Origin of the sequence: Devosia sp., from assembly GCF_017744655.1 — a bacterium.
Classification (GTDB): domain Bacteria; phylum Pseudomonadota; class Alphaproteobacteria; order Rhizobiales; family Devosiaceae; genus Devosia.
The window spans coordinates 1,012,767-1,028,653 of sequence record NZ_JAGIAW010000001.1; the positions used below are offsets into that span (position 1 = coordinate 1,012,767).

Annotated in this window: 15 protein-coding genes and 2 tRNA genes; 1 reads left to right on the plus strand and 16 read right to left on the minus strand. The window is 61.0% G+C overall.

Annotated elements, in window-relative coordinates:
• Positions 1 to 5: 5 nt before the first annotated feature.
• The 16 genes from nuoG to tet(30) all read right to left on the minus strand — a co-directional run bounded on the left by nuoG (position 6) and on the right by tet(30) (position 15,106).
• Positions 6 to 2,108 (minus strand): NADH-quinone oxidoreductase subunit NuoG, encoded by a 2,103-nt coding sequence (nuoG, locus tag J7557_RS05030; protein WP_291417926.1) that lies wholly within the window; start codon positions 2,106 to 2,108, stop codon positions 6 to 8.
• Between the two features lie 4 nt (positions 2,109 to 2,112).
• Entirely contained in the window at positions 2,113 to 3,420 is a 1,308-nt protein-coding gene (gene nuoF, locus J7557_RS05035; protein WP_291417928.1) for an NADH-quinone oxidoreductase subunit NuoF, read from the minus strand.
• A complete protein-coding gene (gene nuoE / locus J7557_RS05040; protein WP_291417930.1) occupies positions 3,420 to 4,775 on the minus strand; it encodes an NADH-quinone oxidoreductase subunit NuoE in 1,356 nt (451 codons plus the stop codon). Before nuoE ends, nuoF begins: the two co-directional genes overlap by 1 nt.
• The gene (locus J7557_RS05045; RefSeq protein ID WP_291417932.1) at positions 4,775 to 5,965 is read right to left on the minus strand and encodes an NADH-quinone oxidoreductase subunit D; all 1,191 of its coding nucleotides are present in this window, start codon (positions 5,963 to 5,965) and stop codon (positions 4,775 to 4,777) included. Before J7557_RS05045 ends, nuoE begins: the two co-directional genes overlap by 1 nt.
• Entirely contained in the window at positions 5,965 to 6,603 is a 639-nt protein-coding gene (locus tag J7557_RS05050) for an NADH-quinone oxidoreductase subunit C (protein ID WP_291417934.1), read from the minus strand. Before J7557_RS05050 ends, J7557_RS05045 begins: the two co-directional genes overlap by 1 nt.
• Before the next feature lie 9 nt (positions 6,604 to 6,612).
• Positions 6,613 to 7,194 carry an NADH-quinone oxidoreductase subunit B family protein gene (locus J7557_RS05055; RefSeq protein ID WP_291417936.1) on the minus strand — a complete coding sequence of 194 codons (582 nt, stop codon included), beginning with the start codon at positions 7,192 to 7,194 and terminating at the stop codon, positions 6,613 to 6,615.
• Positions 7,185 to 7,550, minus strand: coding sequence for an NADH-quinone oxidoreductase subunit A (locus tag J7557_RS05060; protein WP_291417938.1), 366 nt, complete (start codon positions 7,548 to 7,550; stop codon positions 7,185 to 7,187). The genes J7557_RS05055 and J7557_RS05060 overlap by 10 nt, the downstream gene beginning before the upstream one ends.
• A gap of 360 nt (positions 7,551 to 7,910) precedes the next feature.
• Entirely contained in the window at positions 7,911 to 8,486 is a 576-nt protein-coding gene (locus J7557_RS05065) for a hypothetical protein (RefSeq protein ID WP_291417940.1), read from the minus strand.
• A 252-nt stretch (positions 8,487 to 8,738) separates the two neighbouring features.
• A complete protein-coding gene (locus J7557_RS05070; protein WP_291417942.1) occupies positions 8,739 to 9,314 on the minus strand; it encodes a hypothetical protein in 576 nt (191 codons plus the stop codon).
• A 354-nt stretch (positions 9,315 to 9,668) separates the two neighbouring features.
• Positions 9,669 to 10,217: a porin family protein gene (locus J7557_RS05075; RefSeq protein ID WP_291417944.1), complete on the minus strand. Its 549-nt coding sequence runs from the start codon at positions 10,215 to 10,217 to the stop codon at positions 9,669 to 9,671.
• Positions 10,218 to 10,437: 220 nt separating this feature from the next.
• On the minus strand, positions 10,438 to 11,169 hold the full coding sequence (msrA, locus tag J7557_RS05080; RefSeq protein WP_291417946.1) for a peptide-methionine (S)-S-oxide reductase MsrA: 732 nt from the start codon (positions 11,167 to 11,169) through the stop codon (positions 10,438 to 10,440).
• 130 nt (positions 11,170 to 11,299) lie between these two features.
• Positions 11,300 to 11,376, minus strand: a tRNA-Asp gene (locus J7557_RS05085).
• A 318-nt stretch (positions 11,377 to 11,694) separates the two neighbouring features.
• Positions 11,695 to 11,770: transfer RNA gene (locus J7557_RS05090), tRNA-Val, on the minus strand.
• Positions 11,771 to 12,138: 368 nt separating this feature from the next.
• On the minus strand, positions 12,139 to 12,411 hold the full coding sequence (locus tag J7557_RS05095; protein WP_035079006.1) for an HU family DNA-binding protein: 273 nt from the start codon (positions 12,409 to 12,411) through the stop codon (positions 12,139 to 12,141).
• A 186-nt stretch (positions 12,412 to 12,597) separates the two neighbouring features.
• The gene (gene tet, locus J7557_RS05100) at positions 12,598 to 13,797 is read right to left on the minus strand and encodes a Tet(A)/Tet(B)/Tet(C) family tetracycline efflux MFS transporter (protein WP_291417948.1); all 1,200 of its coding nucleotides are present in this window, start codon (positions 13,795 to 13,797) and stop codon (positions 12,598 to 12,600) included.
• Between the two features lie 124 nt (positions 13,798 to 13,921).
• On the minus strand, positions 13,922 to 15,106 hold the full coding sequence (gene tet(30), locus J7557_RS05105; protein WP_291417950.1) for a tetracycline efflux MFS transporter Tet(30): 1,185 nt from the start codon (positions 15,104 to 15,106) through the stop codon (positions 13,922 to 13,924).
• Positions 15,107 to 15,194: 88 nt separating this feature from the next.
• Between tet(30) and J7557_RS05110 the strand changes: the two genes are divergently transcribed.
• Complete coding sequence (locus J7557_RS05110; RefSeq protein ID WP_291417952.1) at positions 15,195 to 15,827, plus strand: TetR/AcrR family transcriptional regulator C-terminal domain-containing protein; 633 nt, start codon at positions 15,195 to 15,197, stop codon at positions 15,825 to 15,827.
• Positions 15,828 to 15,887 lie beyond the last annotated feature (60 nt).

Sequence of the window (15,887 nt, forward strand, 5' to 3'; positions counted from 1 at the left end):
GTCCCCTACTCCGCAGCCTGCCGGAGACCGGCAGCGAGCGCAGCGCATTCACCCATGACGGTGGAAGCACGTGCAATCGGGTTGCTGAGATAGAAATCAGCGACGGCCGAACCGAACGGCGCCGACTTGGTCTTGATCGCGGCCTTGGCGAGTTTTGCAACATCGGCAACCTTGCCGGCTGCAATCTCGTCGACCTGGGCCAGATGCGGGAATTCGGCATAGAGGGCCGAACGCAGCTGAGCCAGCGAGTTGTACGGGAGCGGCTTGCCGATGGCGCCGGAGAGGGCACGGAAAATGGCCCAATCTTCCTTGGCGTCGCCCGGCGGGAACACGGAGCGGGCGGTCTGCTGGACGCGGCCCTCAGTGTTCACATAGGTGCCCGACTTCTCGGTGTAGGTCGCACCAGGCAGGATGACGTCGGCGCGGTGTGCGCCATTGTCGCCGTGCGAACCGACATAGACGACGAAGGCCTTGCCCATGGCGGACATGTCGTATTCGTCGGCGCCGAGGAGGAACAGAACGTCGAGTTCGCCCTTGCCGGCCAGAGCGATCTGGTCAGCGGAGCAGACGCCACCGTCATGCGGCACGAAGCCGATGTCGATGCCACCAACGCGGCTGGCCGCATTGTGGAGGAGCGCGAAGCCGTTCCAGCCTTCGGCGACATTGGCACCGGTGGCGAGCTTGGAGGCAATCGCGATAACATCGCGGCCGACCTGCTTGCCGAGATTGGCATGCGAGACGGCGGCTTCGCCGACGATGATGATCGGGCGCTGGGCCTTGGCGAGGACTTCGCCGAAGGAGCCCTTGCCGGCAGCAACGTCAACGAGGGTTTCAAAGCCTTCGCCGAGATAGTCATAGGCGTAGGTGAGGTCGGCACGCTCGCCGATCACGCCCACGGGAATGTTCTTGGCGCGCCAGGTCTTGCGGATGCGCGCATTGATGAGCGACGCTTCCTTGCGCGGGTTGGCGCCGATGATGAGGATCGCGTCAGCTTCTTCAATACCGGCAATGGTCGGATTGAAGATATAGGCCGAGCGCGGCATCGAGGGATCGATACCCGACATGGCAGGACGGACGTCTGTCATGCCCGAGCCGATCGAAGCGAGGAGGCCCTTGAGGGCGTACATTTCTTCGACGGCGGCGAGATCGCCAGCGATGGCGCCGACCTTGTTGCCGGCCTTCTTCACGCGAGCAGCAACAGCCGAAAGGGCTTCTTCCCAGGTGGTGGCCTGGAGCTTGCCGTTCTTGCGAACATAGGGGCGATCGAGGCGCTGGTTCTTGAGGCCATCCCAGATGAAGCGGGTCTTGTCGGAGATCCACTCTTCATTGATGGCTTCATTGACGCGCGGCATGATGCGCATGACTTCGCGGCCACGGCTGTCGACGCGGATGGCCGAACCGACGGCATCCATCACGTCGATGGATTCGGTCTTGGTCAGCTCCCAGGGACGGGCGTTGAAGGCGTAGGGCTTGGAAGTCAGAGCGCCAACCGGGCAAAGGTCGATGACATTGCCCTGGAGTTCGCTCGACAGCGCCTTTTCGAGATAGGTGGTGATCTCGGCGTCTTCGCCGCGACCAAGCAGACCCATTTCGGCAATGCCGGCAACTTCGGTGGTGAAGCGGACGCAACGCGTGCAGTGAATGCAGCGGTTCATCGAGGTCTTGACCAGCGGCCCGATGTACTTGTCTTCGACAGCGCGCTTGTTTTCGTTGAAGCGCGACTTATCTACACCGTAGGCCATGGCCTGGTCCTGAAGGTCGCACTCGCCGCCCTGATCGCAGATCGGGCAGTCCAGCGGGTGATTGACCAGCAGGAATTCCATCACGCCTTCGCGGGCCTTTTTGACCATGGGCGTGTTGGTGAACATTTCAGGCGGTTCGCCATTGGGGCCAGGACGCAGGTCCTTGACGGCCATGGCGCAGGAAGCCTGCGGCTTCGGCGGGCCACCCTTTACCTCGACGAGGCACATGCGGCAGTTGCCCGCGACCGAAAGACGGTCGTGGTAGCAGAAGCGCGGAATTTCCGCGCCGGCTGCTTCGGCTGCCTGCATGAGAGTGTAGTAGTCAGGGACTTCGACGAGCGTGCCGTCGACTTTGATAGAAGCCATAGCCCTACTCCGCAGCGATCGACGGAACCGCGCCGTCGCTGGTGGAAGAATAAGTGTACTGGTCGATCCGCGCCTCGATGACGTCACGGAAGTTGCGGATCAGGCCCTGGATCGGCCAGGCGGCCGCGTCGCCCAGGGCGCAGATGGTGTGACCTTCGATCTGCTTGGTCACCGAGAACAGCATGTCGATTTCGCGCTTCTGGGCGCGGCCTTCGACCATGCGCTCCATGACGCGCATCATCCAGCCGGTGCCTTCGCGGCACGGCGTGCACTGGCCGCAGCTCTCGTGCTTGAAGAAAGCAGCGATGCGCCAGATGGCCCGGATGATGTCGGTCGACTTGTCCATGATGATCATGCCGCCGGTGCCGAAGGAGGACTTCTTCTCGCGCATGCCGTCGAAGTCCATGATGGCGTCCATCATGTCTTCGCCGCGCACGACGGGGCACGAGGCGCCACCCGGAATGACGGCAAGGAGATTGTCCCAGCCGCCACGGATGCCGCCGCAGTGCTTTTCGATGATGTCCTTGAAGCTTTCGCCCAAGGCTTCCTCGAAGGTCGCCGGCTTGTTCACATGGCCCGAGACCATGAACAGCTTGGTGCCGACATTGTTCGGACGGCCGATGGAGGAGAACCAGGCGCCGGAGCGACGCAGGATTTCCGGGACGACGGCGATCGACTCGACGTTGTTGACGGTGGTCGGGTTGCCATAGACGCCCATGCCGGCCGGGAACGGCGGCTTGAGACGCGGCTGGCCCTTCTTGCCTTCAAGCGATTCCATCAGCGCGGTTTCTTCGCCGCAGATGTAAGCGCCAGCGCCGTGATGTACGATGATGTCCAGATCCCAGCCGTGGATATTGTCCTTGCCGATCAGCTTGGCGTCGTAGGCTTCCTGAACGGCTTCCTCGAGGCGCTGACGTTCGCGGATGAACTCACCGCGGACATAGATGAAGGCCAGGTGCGCATCCATGGCGCGCGAGGCGATCAGGCAGCCTTCGATCAGATGGTGCGGATCGTGACGCAGGATTTCGCGGTCCTTGCACGTGCCGGGCTCGGATTCGTCAGCGTTCACAAGCAGGTAATGCGGACGGCCATCGCTGACCTTGGGCATGAAGCTCCACTTGAGACCAGTGGGGAAGCCTGCGCCGCCGCGGCCACGCAGACCCGAACCCTTGACCTCGTTGGTAATCCAATCGCGGCCCTGATCGAGAAATTCCTTCGTACCAACCCAGGAGCCACGCGCACGCGCGCCTTCGAGGCGCCAGTCGTGCTGGCCGTAGAGGTTGGTAAAAATGCGGTCTTTATCAGCGAGCATTAGCGCGGGTCCTTCCCGAACACCTTGCGATATTCCTCAACCCCGCCGCGGGCGAGGACTTCGGCCTGTTGCAGCCAGTTGTCACGCGCAACGCGACCCTTGAAGTTGAGGCTCGATTCCAGCGCCGTGATCTGTTCCGGCGTCATCGCAGCGACCTGGCTCCACTTGGTGATGCCAACTGCGTTGAGCTTGCCTTCGAGAACCGGACCGACGCCCGAGATCAGTTTCAGATCGTCGGCAGGGCCTTCCTGCTTCTGGAACAGCGGGGTGGGTCCGCCAGTCTCGGCAGTCGGGCTTAGGCCTTCGGCCGGCGCGGCAACGATCTTCTTGGTCGACTTCTTCACCGAAGTCGCGGCGGCTTCGCCAGCTGGGGCTTCAGCAGTCTTCTTGCCGGGAGCCTTGCCGCCATCAATCTTGGCAGCATCGGATTCAGCGCCCGTTGCGTTCGGGCGCATTTCCTTGTTCGGCTCTCCATTGGCCTTGGCAGAGGCGTTAGCAGCCTTGCGCTCGCCTTCGGCCTTGGCCTCGGAAACCTTGGCTTCCTTGGGTGTACCCTTGAGGGCGGGAGCGGATTCTTCCGAGACGTCCTTGGGCTTGGCGGCCGTGGTCGGTTCGGGAGCCTTCGCAGCCGGAGCCGGTGCAGCGGCGGCAGGAGCCGGAGCGGCGGGCGCAGGCGCACCGGCAGCCGCCGGTGCTGAACCCTCCGGCGGCGGGGGCGGCACGAACTTTTCGCGCTTGGCCGTCGGCGTTTCGAGCAGGGTCGTCTGACCACCTTCGGCGGCGGCGTTCAGGCGCTCTATCTGAGTGCCCGGCTTGATGGTGTCGCCTTTGCCGGCCTGGAACGCGTCGATGATTTCTTCGAGGCGACCGGCGGTGAGGTCTTCATAGGTGTCGTGGTAGATGGTGACCATCGGTGCGTTGACGCAGGCGCCAGCGCATTCCACTTCTTCCCACGAGAGCGTGCCATCTTCGTTGAGATGGTGCGGATCGTGATGGATCTTGCTCTTGCAGACCTCGATCAACTCCCCTGCCCCGCGCAGCATGCACGGGGTGGTGCCGCAGACCTGAACGTGGGCACGCGTGCCGACGGGCTGAAGCTGAAACTGGGTGTAGAAGGTCGCGACTTCGAGCACGCGGATATAGGCCATGCCGAGCATCTCGGCGACCTTTTCAATGGTCGCGCGGGAAACCCAGCCGTCCTGATCCTGCGCACGCATGAGCAGCGGAATGACAGCAGACTGCTGACGGCCAGCCGGATAAAGCGCTATGCGCTTTTCGGCCCATGCAGCATTAGCATCATTGAAGGCGAAACTTGCCGGCTGAACCGACTCGTCTGCAAGGCGTCGCACGGACATCAGCGATCAACCTCTCCGAACACAATATCAATCGAACCCAGGATCGCGGTTACGTCTGCCAGCATGTGGCCGCGGCAGAGCCAGTCCATGGCGCTCAGATGGGCAAAGCCCGGAGCACGGATATGGCAGCGATAGGGCTTGTTGGTGCCATCGGACACCAGATAGACGCCGAATTCACCCTTGGGCGCTTCGACGGCGGCGTAAATTTCGCCGGCGGGCACCTTGTAGCCTTCGGTGTAGAGTTTGAAGTGATGGATCAGGGCTTCCATCGACTGCTTCATCTCACCGCGCTTGGGCGGAACAACCTTGCCGTCGACCGAGGACACAGGGCCCTTGCCTTCCGGCGCGTTCAGCTTTTCGACGCACTGCTTCATGATCGAATTGGCCTGCCGCATTTCTTCCATACGGACGAGGTAACGATCGTAGCAATCGCCATTGGCGCCGGTCGGGATATCGAAATCCATCTCGGCATAGGCGTCATAGGGCTGGGCCTTGCGCAGATCCCAGGCGGCGCCCGAAGCGCGAACCATGACGCCGGAGAAGCCCCTGCCCCATGCTTCTTCGAGCGGGACAATGCCGATATCGACGCCGCGCTGCTTGAAGATGCGGTTTTCCGTAAGAAGTGTGTCGATGTCGGCGAGCGCTGCGGGGAATTCCTCGCAGAAGGTGCCGATATCGTCGACGAGCGCCTGCGGCAGGTCCTGATGGACGCCACCGGGACGGAAATAGGCTGCGTGCATGCGGGCGCCGGAAGCGCGCTCATAGAATACCATGAGCTTTTCGCGCTGCTCGAAACCCCAAAGCGGCGGGGTCAGCGCGCCGATGTCCATGGCCTGAGTTGTCACGTTCATCAGGTGAGCGAGCAAGCGACCGATTTCGGCGTAGAGCACGCGGATCAGCTGGCCACGACGGGGCACTTCGATGCCGAGCATCCGCTCGACGGCCAGGGCAAAGGCATGCTCCTGGTTCATCGGGGCCACGTAGTCGAGGCGGTCGAAATAGGGAACCGCCTGCAGGTAGGTCTTGTATTCGATCAGCTTTTCGGTGCCGCGGTGCAGCAAGCCAACGTGCGGATCGACACGTTCAACGAGCTCGCCATCGAGCTCGAGGATCATGCGCAGCACGCCGTGGGCCGAGGGGTGAACCGGGCCGAAGTTGATCGTGAAATTGCGGACGTCGACTTCAGACATCAGTTCTTCGCCTTCTCGTCACCGGGCAGCACGTAATCCGTACCTTCCCAGGGTGACAAATAATCGAACGAGCGGAATTCCTGGGCCAGGGCGACCGGCTCATAGACCACGCGGCGGCGCTCTTCGTCGTAGCGCACTTCCACAAAGCCGGTGAGCGGGAAGTCCTTGCGCAGCGGATGGCCGTCAAAACCATAATCCGTGAGGATGCGGCGCAGGTCGGGGTGGCCCGAGAACAGCACGCCGTAGAGATCATAGGTTTCGCGCTCAAACCAGTCGGCACCGGCGAAGACGCCGGTGATCGATGGAACGGGCGTTGCCTCATCGGCCTGCACCTTGACGCGGATGCGCTGGTTCAGATGCGGGCTGAGAAAGTGGTAGACCACGTCGAAGCGGAATTCGCGGGCTGGGTAATCGGCACCGCAGACATCAACGAAGGAGATGAAACGGCATTTCGTGTCGTCACGGAGGAAAGTGACGACGTCGACGATGGAATCGCGATTGGCGGTGATGGTGAGATCGCCGAAGGCGGTCTCGAAGCCGGTAACGGCCTCGCCGAGAGAAGCCACGATGTGTTCGCCAAGAGCGACCAGAGGGTGAACTTCGATGACGGGCTCGACGGTTTCAACAGTATCGGTCATGGCCCGGCCCTATCGCTCGATCGTGCCGTCGCGGCGAATCTTCTTCTGCAGCAGGAGAATGCCGTAAAGAAGCGCCTCGGCGGTCGGAGGGCAGCCAGGGACATAGACATCCACGGGCAGGATGCGATCGCAGCCGCGCACCACCGAATAGGAATAGTGATAGTAGCCGCCGCCATTAGCGCAGGAGCCCATGGAGATAACGTAGCGCGGCTCGGGCATCTGGTCGTAGACCTTGCGCAGAGCGGGCGCCATCTTGTTGGTTAGCGTGCCGGCGACGATGAGAACGTCGGACTGGCGCGGCGAAGCGCGCGGTGCGGTGCCGAAACGTTCGATGTCGTAGCGCGGCATCGACATTTGCATCATTTCAACGGCGCAGCAGGCGAGACCAGTCTGCATCCACATCAGCGAGCCGGTACGGGCCCAGGTGATGAGCTGCGACACGGTGGTGACGAGGAAGCCCTTGTCGGCCAGCTCGTTGTTCACGCCGACGAAAAACGGATCTTCGGCGCCGAAGGGCTTGCCGGTTGCCGGATCGAGAGCACCGGTGGGCGGATTGCTCACCAGCGTCGCGTTGGAGGGGCTCAATCCCATTCCAGAGCTCCTTTGCGCCATTCATAAATAAAGCCGACGGTCAGCACACCGAGGAAGACCATGACGGACCAGAAGCCGAACCAACCGATGTCGTGGAAAGCCACGGCCCAGGGAAACAGGAACGCCACTTCAAGGTCGAAGATGATGAAGAGAATCGACACCAGATAGAATCGGACGTCGACCTTCATGCGCGCGTCGTCGAAGGCATCGAAGCCAGCTTCGAATGCGGACAGCTTTTCAGGATCGGGCTTGCGGAAAGCGACAAGGAATGGCGCGACCAAAAGCGCGCCACCGATGACGGCAGCAAGTCCGATAAAGAGAAGGATTGGCAGGTAATTGCTGAGCAAGTCAGTCATGCGGCAGCCTAAGGTTCGAGCCGGTCGGAGGGGTCCCGGCGATCCGCGAGGCGAGCAAGCAATTGGGGCGAGCCGACCACCGCGTCAGTTGATGGCTAGGGCTTAGACCTTCCCCTAAATGGTTTCAAGGGAAAGAAAATATGACCTGAAAAATCATATATCTAAGCCGCATGGCTGAGAAAGCTTATGACTTTGAAGACGTGAGTTTGACGTAAATATTGGCGTGTGCAACGCGAATTTTGAAATGTGGCAAAGCGCAATTGGCGCTCAACAAGTCCCGAATAAACGAAAACGGCGAGTCGATACCGACTCGCCGTTCGCAAGACTAGAGGATGGCGAGACTAGCCCGCCAGCCGATTCTTAGAAGTGGTAGAAGACGCCGACAGTTGCCTTGGCAGCTTCGAAGAACTGGTCGCCGGCAGCGTTGGAGAAGTCACCCTGGCCGACGACTTCACCGCGGACGGTGATCGCATCGGTAACAGCGAATTCAACACCAGCACCAAGCTGGTACACGCCTTCCGAACCGCCACCGACGGTCGAAACGCCAACGCCACCGATGGCATAAACGAGAGCAGCGTCAGTCACGACAGCACCAGCGCGCAGGTTGGCGAAGAATTCGCCGCCCGAGTTGACGCTATTCCAGGTGTAGTCGCCGGTGACTTCAACGCCGAGCAGGAACGGATCGACGGGGATGAAGTTCACGCCGACGGCAGCACCGATGACGCCATAGGTGGAGCTCAGGGTGTGGTTAGTGTAGGCATTGGTGCCAGTCCACTGACCACCGGCGCGAGCACCGATGTAGAGGCCTTCCCAATCAAAACCAGCAGCTTGGTAGATCGGCTGCGGAGTGGTCGGGATGATCAGGTCCGCTGCCGAAGCGGCGGCGGTACCAAGAGCGGCGATCGACACGCCAATAAGCAGAGAACGAACAGACATTTTAAGCCCTCGAAGATTACGGTGATAACTTCCCATAACCTGACAGAGCCGTGAGCCCCCCGCAATGGGCTTGGCCATCACATCGCCCAAAACGTGTCCGCTTTTCGACAAGTGTAGCCAATCGACAACACAAGAATTCAGTTCTGTTAAAGCATTGGTAATAAACGCAAACGGCGAACCGGAAACCGGTTCGCCGCCTGGGTTTGCAAGACTTGTTCCGCAGCGACCCTAGCCGCAGCGAAAAATAATGTCTTAGAAGTGGTAGAAGACACCAACGGTTGCCTTGGCCGACTCAAAGAACTGGTCGCCAGCAGCATTGGAGAAATCACCCTGGCCAACGAGTTCACCGCGGACGGTGATCGCATCGGTCACAGCAACTTCAACGCCGCCACCAAGCTGGTAGACGGATTCAGTGGTGTTGTTGTTGGTGTTCACGCCAACGCCACCCAGAGCATAGACGAGCACGGAGTCGGTGACGACAGCGCCAGCACGGAGGTTGGCGAAGAATTCACCCGACGAGGTGTTGTTTGCCCAGAGCCAGTCACCGGTGACTTCAGCACCGATCAGGAACGGGTCGACCGGGATGAAGTTCACGCCGACAGCAGCACCAACGACACCGTAGGTGGTGTTGACGGTGGAGTTTGCGTAGGCGTTCGAACCAGTCCACTGGCCGCCAGCGCGGACACCAGCGTAGAGGCCGGACCAATCGAAGCCAGCAGCTTCGTAGATCGGCTGCGGGGTGGTCGGGATGATCAGGTCAGCAGCCTGAGCGCCACCAACCATGAGTGCAGCGGCAGCAACGCCGAGCGAGAGAGAACGTACAAACATATCTTGCACTCCCATAGAGTTAACCGTAGTCGACCGGACTAATGACTCAAGGGAGAAAAAGAGGCAACCCCGCGCCAACACATATTGGGCGGTGGGGATAAGTTTTCATGACCAAATCGAGCGAGTGTTGCCTTTAGGCCGCGGAATTGGTCCAGTTTGATACAAATTGACGCATTCAGCCTTGGTTTGGCGTCCCAAATTGTGATCGGACGCCAGCCCAAATATGGCTGTTGAAGGGCACGCTGCCACATTGTTGCCCGAAATGCAAATGGCCCCGCAACAATTGCGGGGCCATTTTTAGAGATTCGATAGGATTCGGCGATTCCAACGTCGAATCGAGACGCGGTAAATGGCCTAGAAGTGGAAAGCGGCGCCGACCGTGAACTGGTCCTTGGAATTGCCGCCGTTGAGCGGGAAGCCGTGGAGATATTGGGCACGGACCGAGACATTGTCGGTGACGGCCAGTTCGACGCCGCCACCAAGCAAGGCGTCATCTTCTTCCGGCACACCGAGATCGATGCCGTAGCCGCCGGCCGCATAGACGACGACATTGTCGGAAACGACGAGACCAGCACGACCAAGAATCTGGCCATAGCTGGTATTGGTGTTGCCCCCGGTAATCCCCTGCACGGCGACTTCGGCACCGAGGAGATAGAAGTCGAACTGAGCGTTCACACCGGCCATGACGCCGCCGCCATATTGCATGCCGCTAACCGACCCGTTCTGGATGCCGCCGTAGACACCGGCATAGAAGCCGTTCCAGTCAAAACCGGCAGCCTCCTCGTAAACGGGCAAGGCCGCCGGTGTGCTCGTGGGCACGGTAATCAGATCGGCAGCGAAGGCCGAACCCGACATCAGGACGGTGGCAAGTGTTGCCAGGGCGATCTTGTGAGATGAGCGCATCGCGTTTCTCCTTAGCACTACAACCAGCAGATAGGCGGAAAACGGAAGAATGATCCGCCCGTTCCCCTGCCAGTTTTCCTTGGCCGCCCGGCGATGCAGATGCGCAACACCTCTGTCTTGCGGCCGGGAGCGAAGTTCGTTGCGCAATCCGGCCACAAGCCGTCCATTGGGCGGCCAAAACAAGGCACCGCGCCGCCGTTGCATTGAGGGCACACCGCGATCAGGCGGCGGGTAGCTCTCCGACCAATACCGGCTCGGCGCGATAGACATCCGGGAACAGCGCCGCCAGGGCCGCAATCTTGGGAAGATCGTTCCGCACGATATAGGGCCAAGTCGGGTTCAGGGTCAGGAAATCCTGATGGTACTGTTCTGCAGGATAGAAAGCCTCAAAAGGCTCGAGTGTAGTGACGATCGGGCCGGGGAAGAGTTTTGCGGCTTCGAGCTGGGCGATATAAGCCTTGGCGATCTCGGCCTGCTGGTCATTCACCGGGAAAATCGTCGAGCGATATTGCGTGCCGCGGTCCGGGCCCTGGAAATTAAGCTGGGTCGGATTGTGGGCGACGGAGAAGAAAATCTGTAGCAGTTTGCCGAAGGTGACGACCGAGGGGTTGTAGGTGACTTCCACGGTTTCGGCGTGGCCCGTGTCGCCGCGCGTTGTTTGGTCATAGGTTGCCGTTTCGGCCGAGCCGCCGGCATAGCCCGACACCGCATTGGTGACACCCTTCACGCGCTGGAATACGCCTTGCACGCCCCAGAAGCACCCGCCAGCAAAGACGGCGACGGCCGATGTGCCTGCTTCATCAAGATCCCTATCGGGCGCGGGAATGACCACCGGCTCTTCCTGCGCGAAGACCGAGCCCGGCCTCGCAACAAAGCCGAGGACGGAGACTGCAGCCAATCCGCCGAGCAGACTGCGACGCGAAAACGCAAAATCGGGAAAACGTGGCGACATGGGGCACCTTCCTACTGGCCATATTACCAGCAGATACGGTGGCCGCATCCACTCCGTTACACACAAAGAAGAGAGCAAACAAAAAAGGCGCCCGATGGGCGCCGTATCATGCCACTCCTTTTAGAAAGGGTGGCGCGAGAGACGGGGCTCGAACCCGCGACCTCCGGCGTGACAGGCCGGCGCTCTAACCAACTGAGCTACTCCCGCATCGGCGAACCGTGTGGCCCGCTGAACGTGACGCTGATGTACCCAGCGCCCCTCTCTAAGTCAAGCGCCCCTTTCCGCATCCGGCATAAAAACTTCACAGAGGCGACCGAGCCTGTGGAAAACTATTATGCTTCAAGCCACAAGGCGCGTTTTCTCAAGAGGAACGCGAGCTTGTACGCTCTCCGAGGGCATCGGCGAGAGCGTCTGTGGCTGAGATGGATAAGGTGTTGGGCTTTTGCCGGCAGCACTGAAGCCTGCGGCTGGTGATTTTCCGTTTCGTACGCTTCGGTCGAGCCGTAGTCGTCGGGAAACGAAAAATGGTGGGCGATGACGGACTCGAACCGCCGACATTCTCGGTGTAAACGAGACGCTCTACCAACTGAGCTAATCGCCCGTCCGACACAATGGTCTGGAACGGCGCTCTGATTAGGGCCCCTGCCCTTGCCCGTCAACAGGCAATTTGCCGGTGGGCGCGCGGGGCTGTGGGAAGATAGGCTGGGCTTTCGCGCGCCGCCGGAGCAGCGGCACACTGAAGAACCGTAGCAGAGCGAGCAGAAAAATCACACGACCTTCGTCATTGCCGGGCCTGTCCCGGCAATCCATCTCGAGGAGACATGGACTACCGGGACAGGCCCGGTGCTGACGGCAGATCGGAGTTTTGGACGCCCGGACTTCCGGCTACCTCCCCCGCCCCCGCAAAAACAAAACGGCCCCAGCGAATGTTCGCGGGACCGTTTGTTTGAAGCGCTAAAAGCGGTGCTTTTAGTTGATCGCGTCCTTCAGGCCCTTGCCGGGCTTGAACTTGGCCTGATTGGAGGCCGGAATCTGGATCTCTGCGCCGGTGGCCGGGTTGCGGCCAGTCGATGCCTTGCGCTGCGACACGGCGAAGGTGCCGAAGCCAACGAGACGAACTTCGTCACCCGACTTCAGGGCGGCGGTGATTGCTTCGAACACTGCGTCAACCGCTTCAGCGGCCTGAGCCTTGGTGATCGTAGCCTTGTCGGCAACGACGCCAACCAGATCGTTCTTGTTCATTGCGTATCCTCACAGTGAATGCCCGCCCTCGCTGGCGAAGCTTGGTGGCGGCAACCCTTGGTCGATTCTAGCTGAAGCGCAAGTGTTTCCGCCGTTTTGGCGAGGTCGAACGGTACGGGAATGTTAATGGCCCGGAAATTCGGGGGCTACAAGGCCGAACTATCAGGTTTTCCGGCCTTTCCACCATCATTCCGCCAGGTTTTTTGCCGCAGCGGGGCTGCTTCGGATGCCAATCATCAATGGCAGGGCAAGACAGTAGATGCCAATGGCCACGATCCAGATCATTCCAGGCCAATCATGGCGCACCGACGCGTAAATGGCACTGAAGAGCAGCGGGCCGAAAACCGAGGCGATGCTGACAATGCTGGCCAGTACGCCCTGGAGCTGTCCCTGACGGTCAGAATCAACCTGCTGGGTGGTCAGGGATTGCAGTGCCGGCATGCCGATGCCGCCCAGGGCGAAGAGTGGCGCCATGGCAAAGAGCAGCCAGCCCTGGCTGGCGAATGCGAGGGTAAGCATGGCGCCGGTTTCAAAGACCATGCCGACGATAAGCGCCCAGCGTTCGCCGAGGCGCGCAACGGCCGGGCCGGTCAGGAAAGCCTGAGCGAGGGCGTGAAAAACGCCGAAGGCGCCGAGCGACAGGCCGATGGTCAGGCCGGAAAAGGCAAACTGGTCTTCGCTGAACTGGGCCCAGGCGGTGCCGTAGACGGTGCCGACGAAATTGAGAATCAGAAAGATGGCCATCAGCGGCACCAGGGCCCTGAAATTTAGGGCCCAGGCGAGCGGCTTGAAGGGGTTGAGCGTTTCCCAGGTGAAGCGCGCGTCGGCCTTGCCGGGCCTCGATTCGGGGAGGACGAAGAGCGCCAAGGCGAAATTGACGCCATTGAGGACTGCTGCGGCCAGGAACGGGGCATGGAGCCACCAATCGCCCAGGATGCCGCCGATGACGGGGCCGATGATGAAGCCGACGCCGAACATGGCGTGGAAAAGGCCGAAGCGCTGGGCGCGTTCTTCCTCGGTGGTGATGTCGGTGATGTAGGCCGTGGCGACGGCCATGTTGGCGCTGGTGACGCCGGCGATGGCGCGACCGATGACCAGCATCCAGAGATGCGGGGCGAAGGCCATGATCAGGTAGTCGATGGCGGCGCCCGCCAGCGAGACCAGGAGGACCGGACGCCGCCCGAAGCGATCGCTGAGCACGCCGAGAATCGGGGAAAACAGGAACTGGCAGGCCGAATAGAGTGCGAGCATCACGCCGAGCAGAATCGAAATGTCCGACGTGTGCCCGACATCGCGCAGCAGCGCGGGGAGAATCGGGAAGATCAGGCCGATGCCTATGGCATCGAGCATCACGGCGGCGAGGATGACGACGAGGGCCTTGTTCAAGGTATTCTCCTGTTTGGCTCACCGGCCGGTAAAGGGAGGTAGGGCGTTCACGGGGCTGTTACAACCCCACCTCCCCTATGACGGATGGTGCTGACAGGTTTCGACAGGAGGCACCCTGCCCGGCTCACGCCATCGCGGGCTTTGGCTGGCGCACTGTGGCGAAGAGCGGCGTGGCGAGGAGGTAGAGTGCGGCGCCGACGATCCAGATGGTGCCGATCCAGATGTTCTTGGTGGAGAAGAAGATGGCGGTGGTCAGTACCGGGCCGACGATACCGGCGAGGCTCATGAGACTGGCGAGGACGCCTTGCAACTGGCCCTGCTGTTCGTCGCTGACGCGGCTGGTGAGGAGAGATTGGAGAGCGGGCATGGCGACGCCGCCGAGGGCGAAGAGCGGGGCGACGGCGTAGCCCATCCAGCTTTGATAAGCGAAGGCCATGAGCGTGTAGGCAAGCGTATCGAAGGCGACACCGATCATCAGAGTGCCGAGATCGCCGAAGCGTTTTGTCAGCGGGCCGACGAGGAAGGCTTGGGCGAGAGCGCCGCTGATGCCGAAGACGGAGAGCGAAATGCCCATATGGACCGAATCCCAACCGAATCGTTCCGCGCCATAGAGGACCCAGATGGTGCCGGGAACGGCGGCGATGAGCCCAAAGACGACCGAGACAATAACCATGGGCAGCAGGGGTTTGAAGTTCCAGAGCCAGACCAGGGGCGCGAGCGGGTTGAGCTGCTTGAAATCGAACTTTTCGTCCGATGCCTTGCGGCTTTCGGGCAGGACGAAGAGGGCGACGGCGAGGTTGAGGCCATTGAAGAGAGCGGCAACGAGGAAGGGCGAGCGGAGCCACCAGGCCCCCATGACGCCGCCGATGACGGGGCCGATGATGAAACCCGTGCTCATGACGGCGCCGATGAGACCGAAGCGTTGGGCGCGTTGCTCGGGTGGCGTGATGTCGGTGATGTAGGCGGAGGCGACGGCCATGTTGGCGCTGGTGATGCCGGCCATGGCGCGGCCGACGACGAGAACCCAGCCGAGCGGGGTCAAAGCCATGACGAGATAGTCGATCAGCGTACCGGCGAGCGACAGCAGCAGCACAGGGCGGCGGCCGAAGCGATCGCTGAGGGCGCCGAGGACGGGCGAAAAGATGAACTGCATGATGGCGTAGACCGCGAGCATGGCGCCATAGAGGAAGCCGATGTCGCCGCCTTCGGTGAGCTGCGTCAGCAGTTCGGGCAGGATGGGGAAAATGAGGCCCGCGCCAATCGCATCTATGGCGACGGTCGCGAGAATAACGATCAGGGCCTTGTTCATAAGGACCTCCAGAGGTAATTTATCAGCGATAAGTTAATTTATCGCCGATAAGCTCCTTTATCAGTGATAAGTCAAGAGGATTATGTGCATGGCGATTGATCGCGTCCGTATTGTCGATGAGGCCATAGCCCTTCTTAATGAGGTGGGCATCGACAAGCTGACGACGCGAAAGCTGGCGGAGCGATTGGGGGTGCAGCAGCCGGCGCTCTATTGGCATTTCAAGAACAAGTCGGCGCTGCTCGACGCCATCAATAGCGAGATGCTGGCGCGCTATCACACACATCGCCGGCCTTCGCCGGGCGAGAATTGGGTGGATTTTACCTATGGGACGGCGCGCAGCATGCGGAAGACACTGCTGGCCGTGCGCGATGGAGCGCGGATTGCTGCGGGGACGCGGCCATCGTCGGCGGATTTTGCAGATGCCGAGGTCCAGTTGAAGCTTTATGTGGACGCCGGATTTACCGCTGAGGAAGCGCTGCACATTTCGATTTCGGTGGCGCGCTATGTCGTGGGCTATGTGCTCGAGGAACAGGGCGAGCGTGAGCGGATGGAGGAAGAGGTCGGCCAGGAGGGCGATCTCGACGCGGAGCTGGGGCCCTTTCCGATTCTGGCCGAGGCATTTCGGTCGCTGGAGAAGGAGGGCTCGATCAATACCGAGCAGGCGTTTGAGCGCGGGCTGCGGTATATGGTTGAGGGGATGCGGATGAGCCGGGAGGCCTAAGCGCTTCTCCCACTTGAACCGCCCCAAGCTCGATTGTCACCCCGGCGAAGGCCGGGGCCC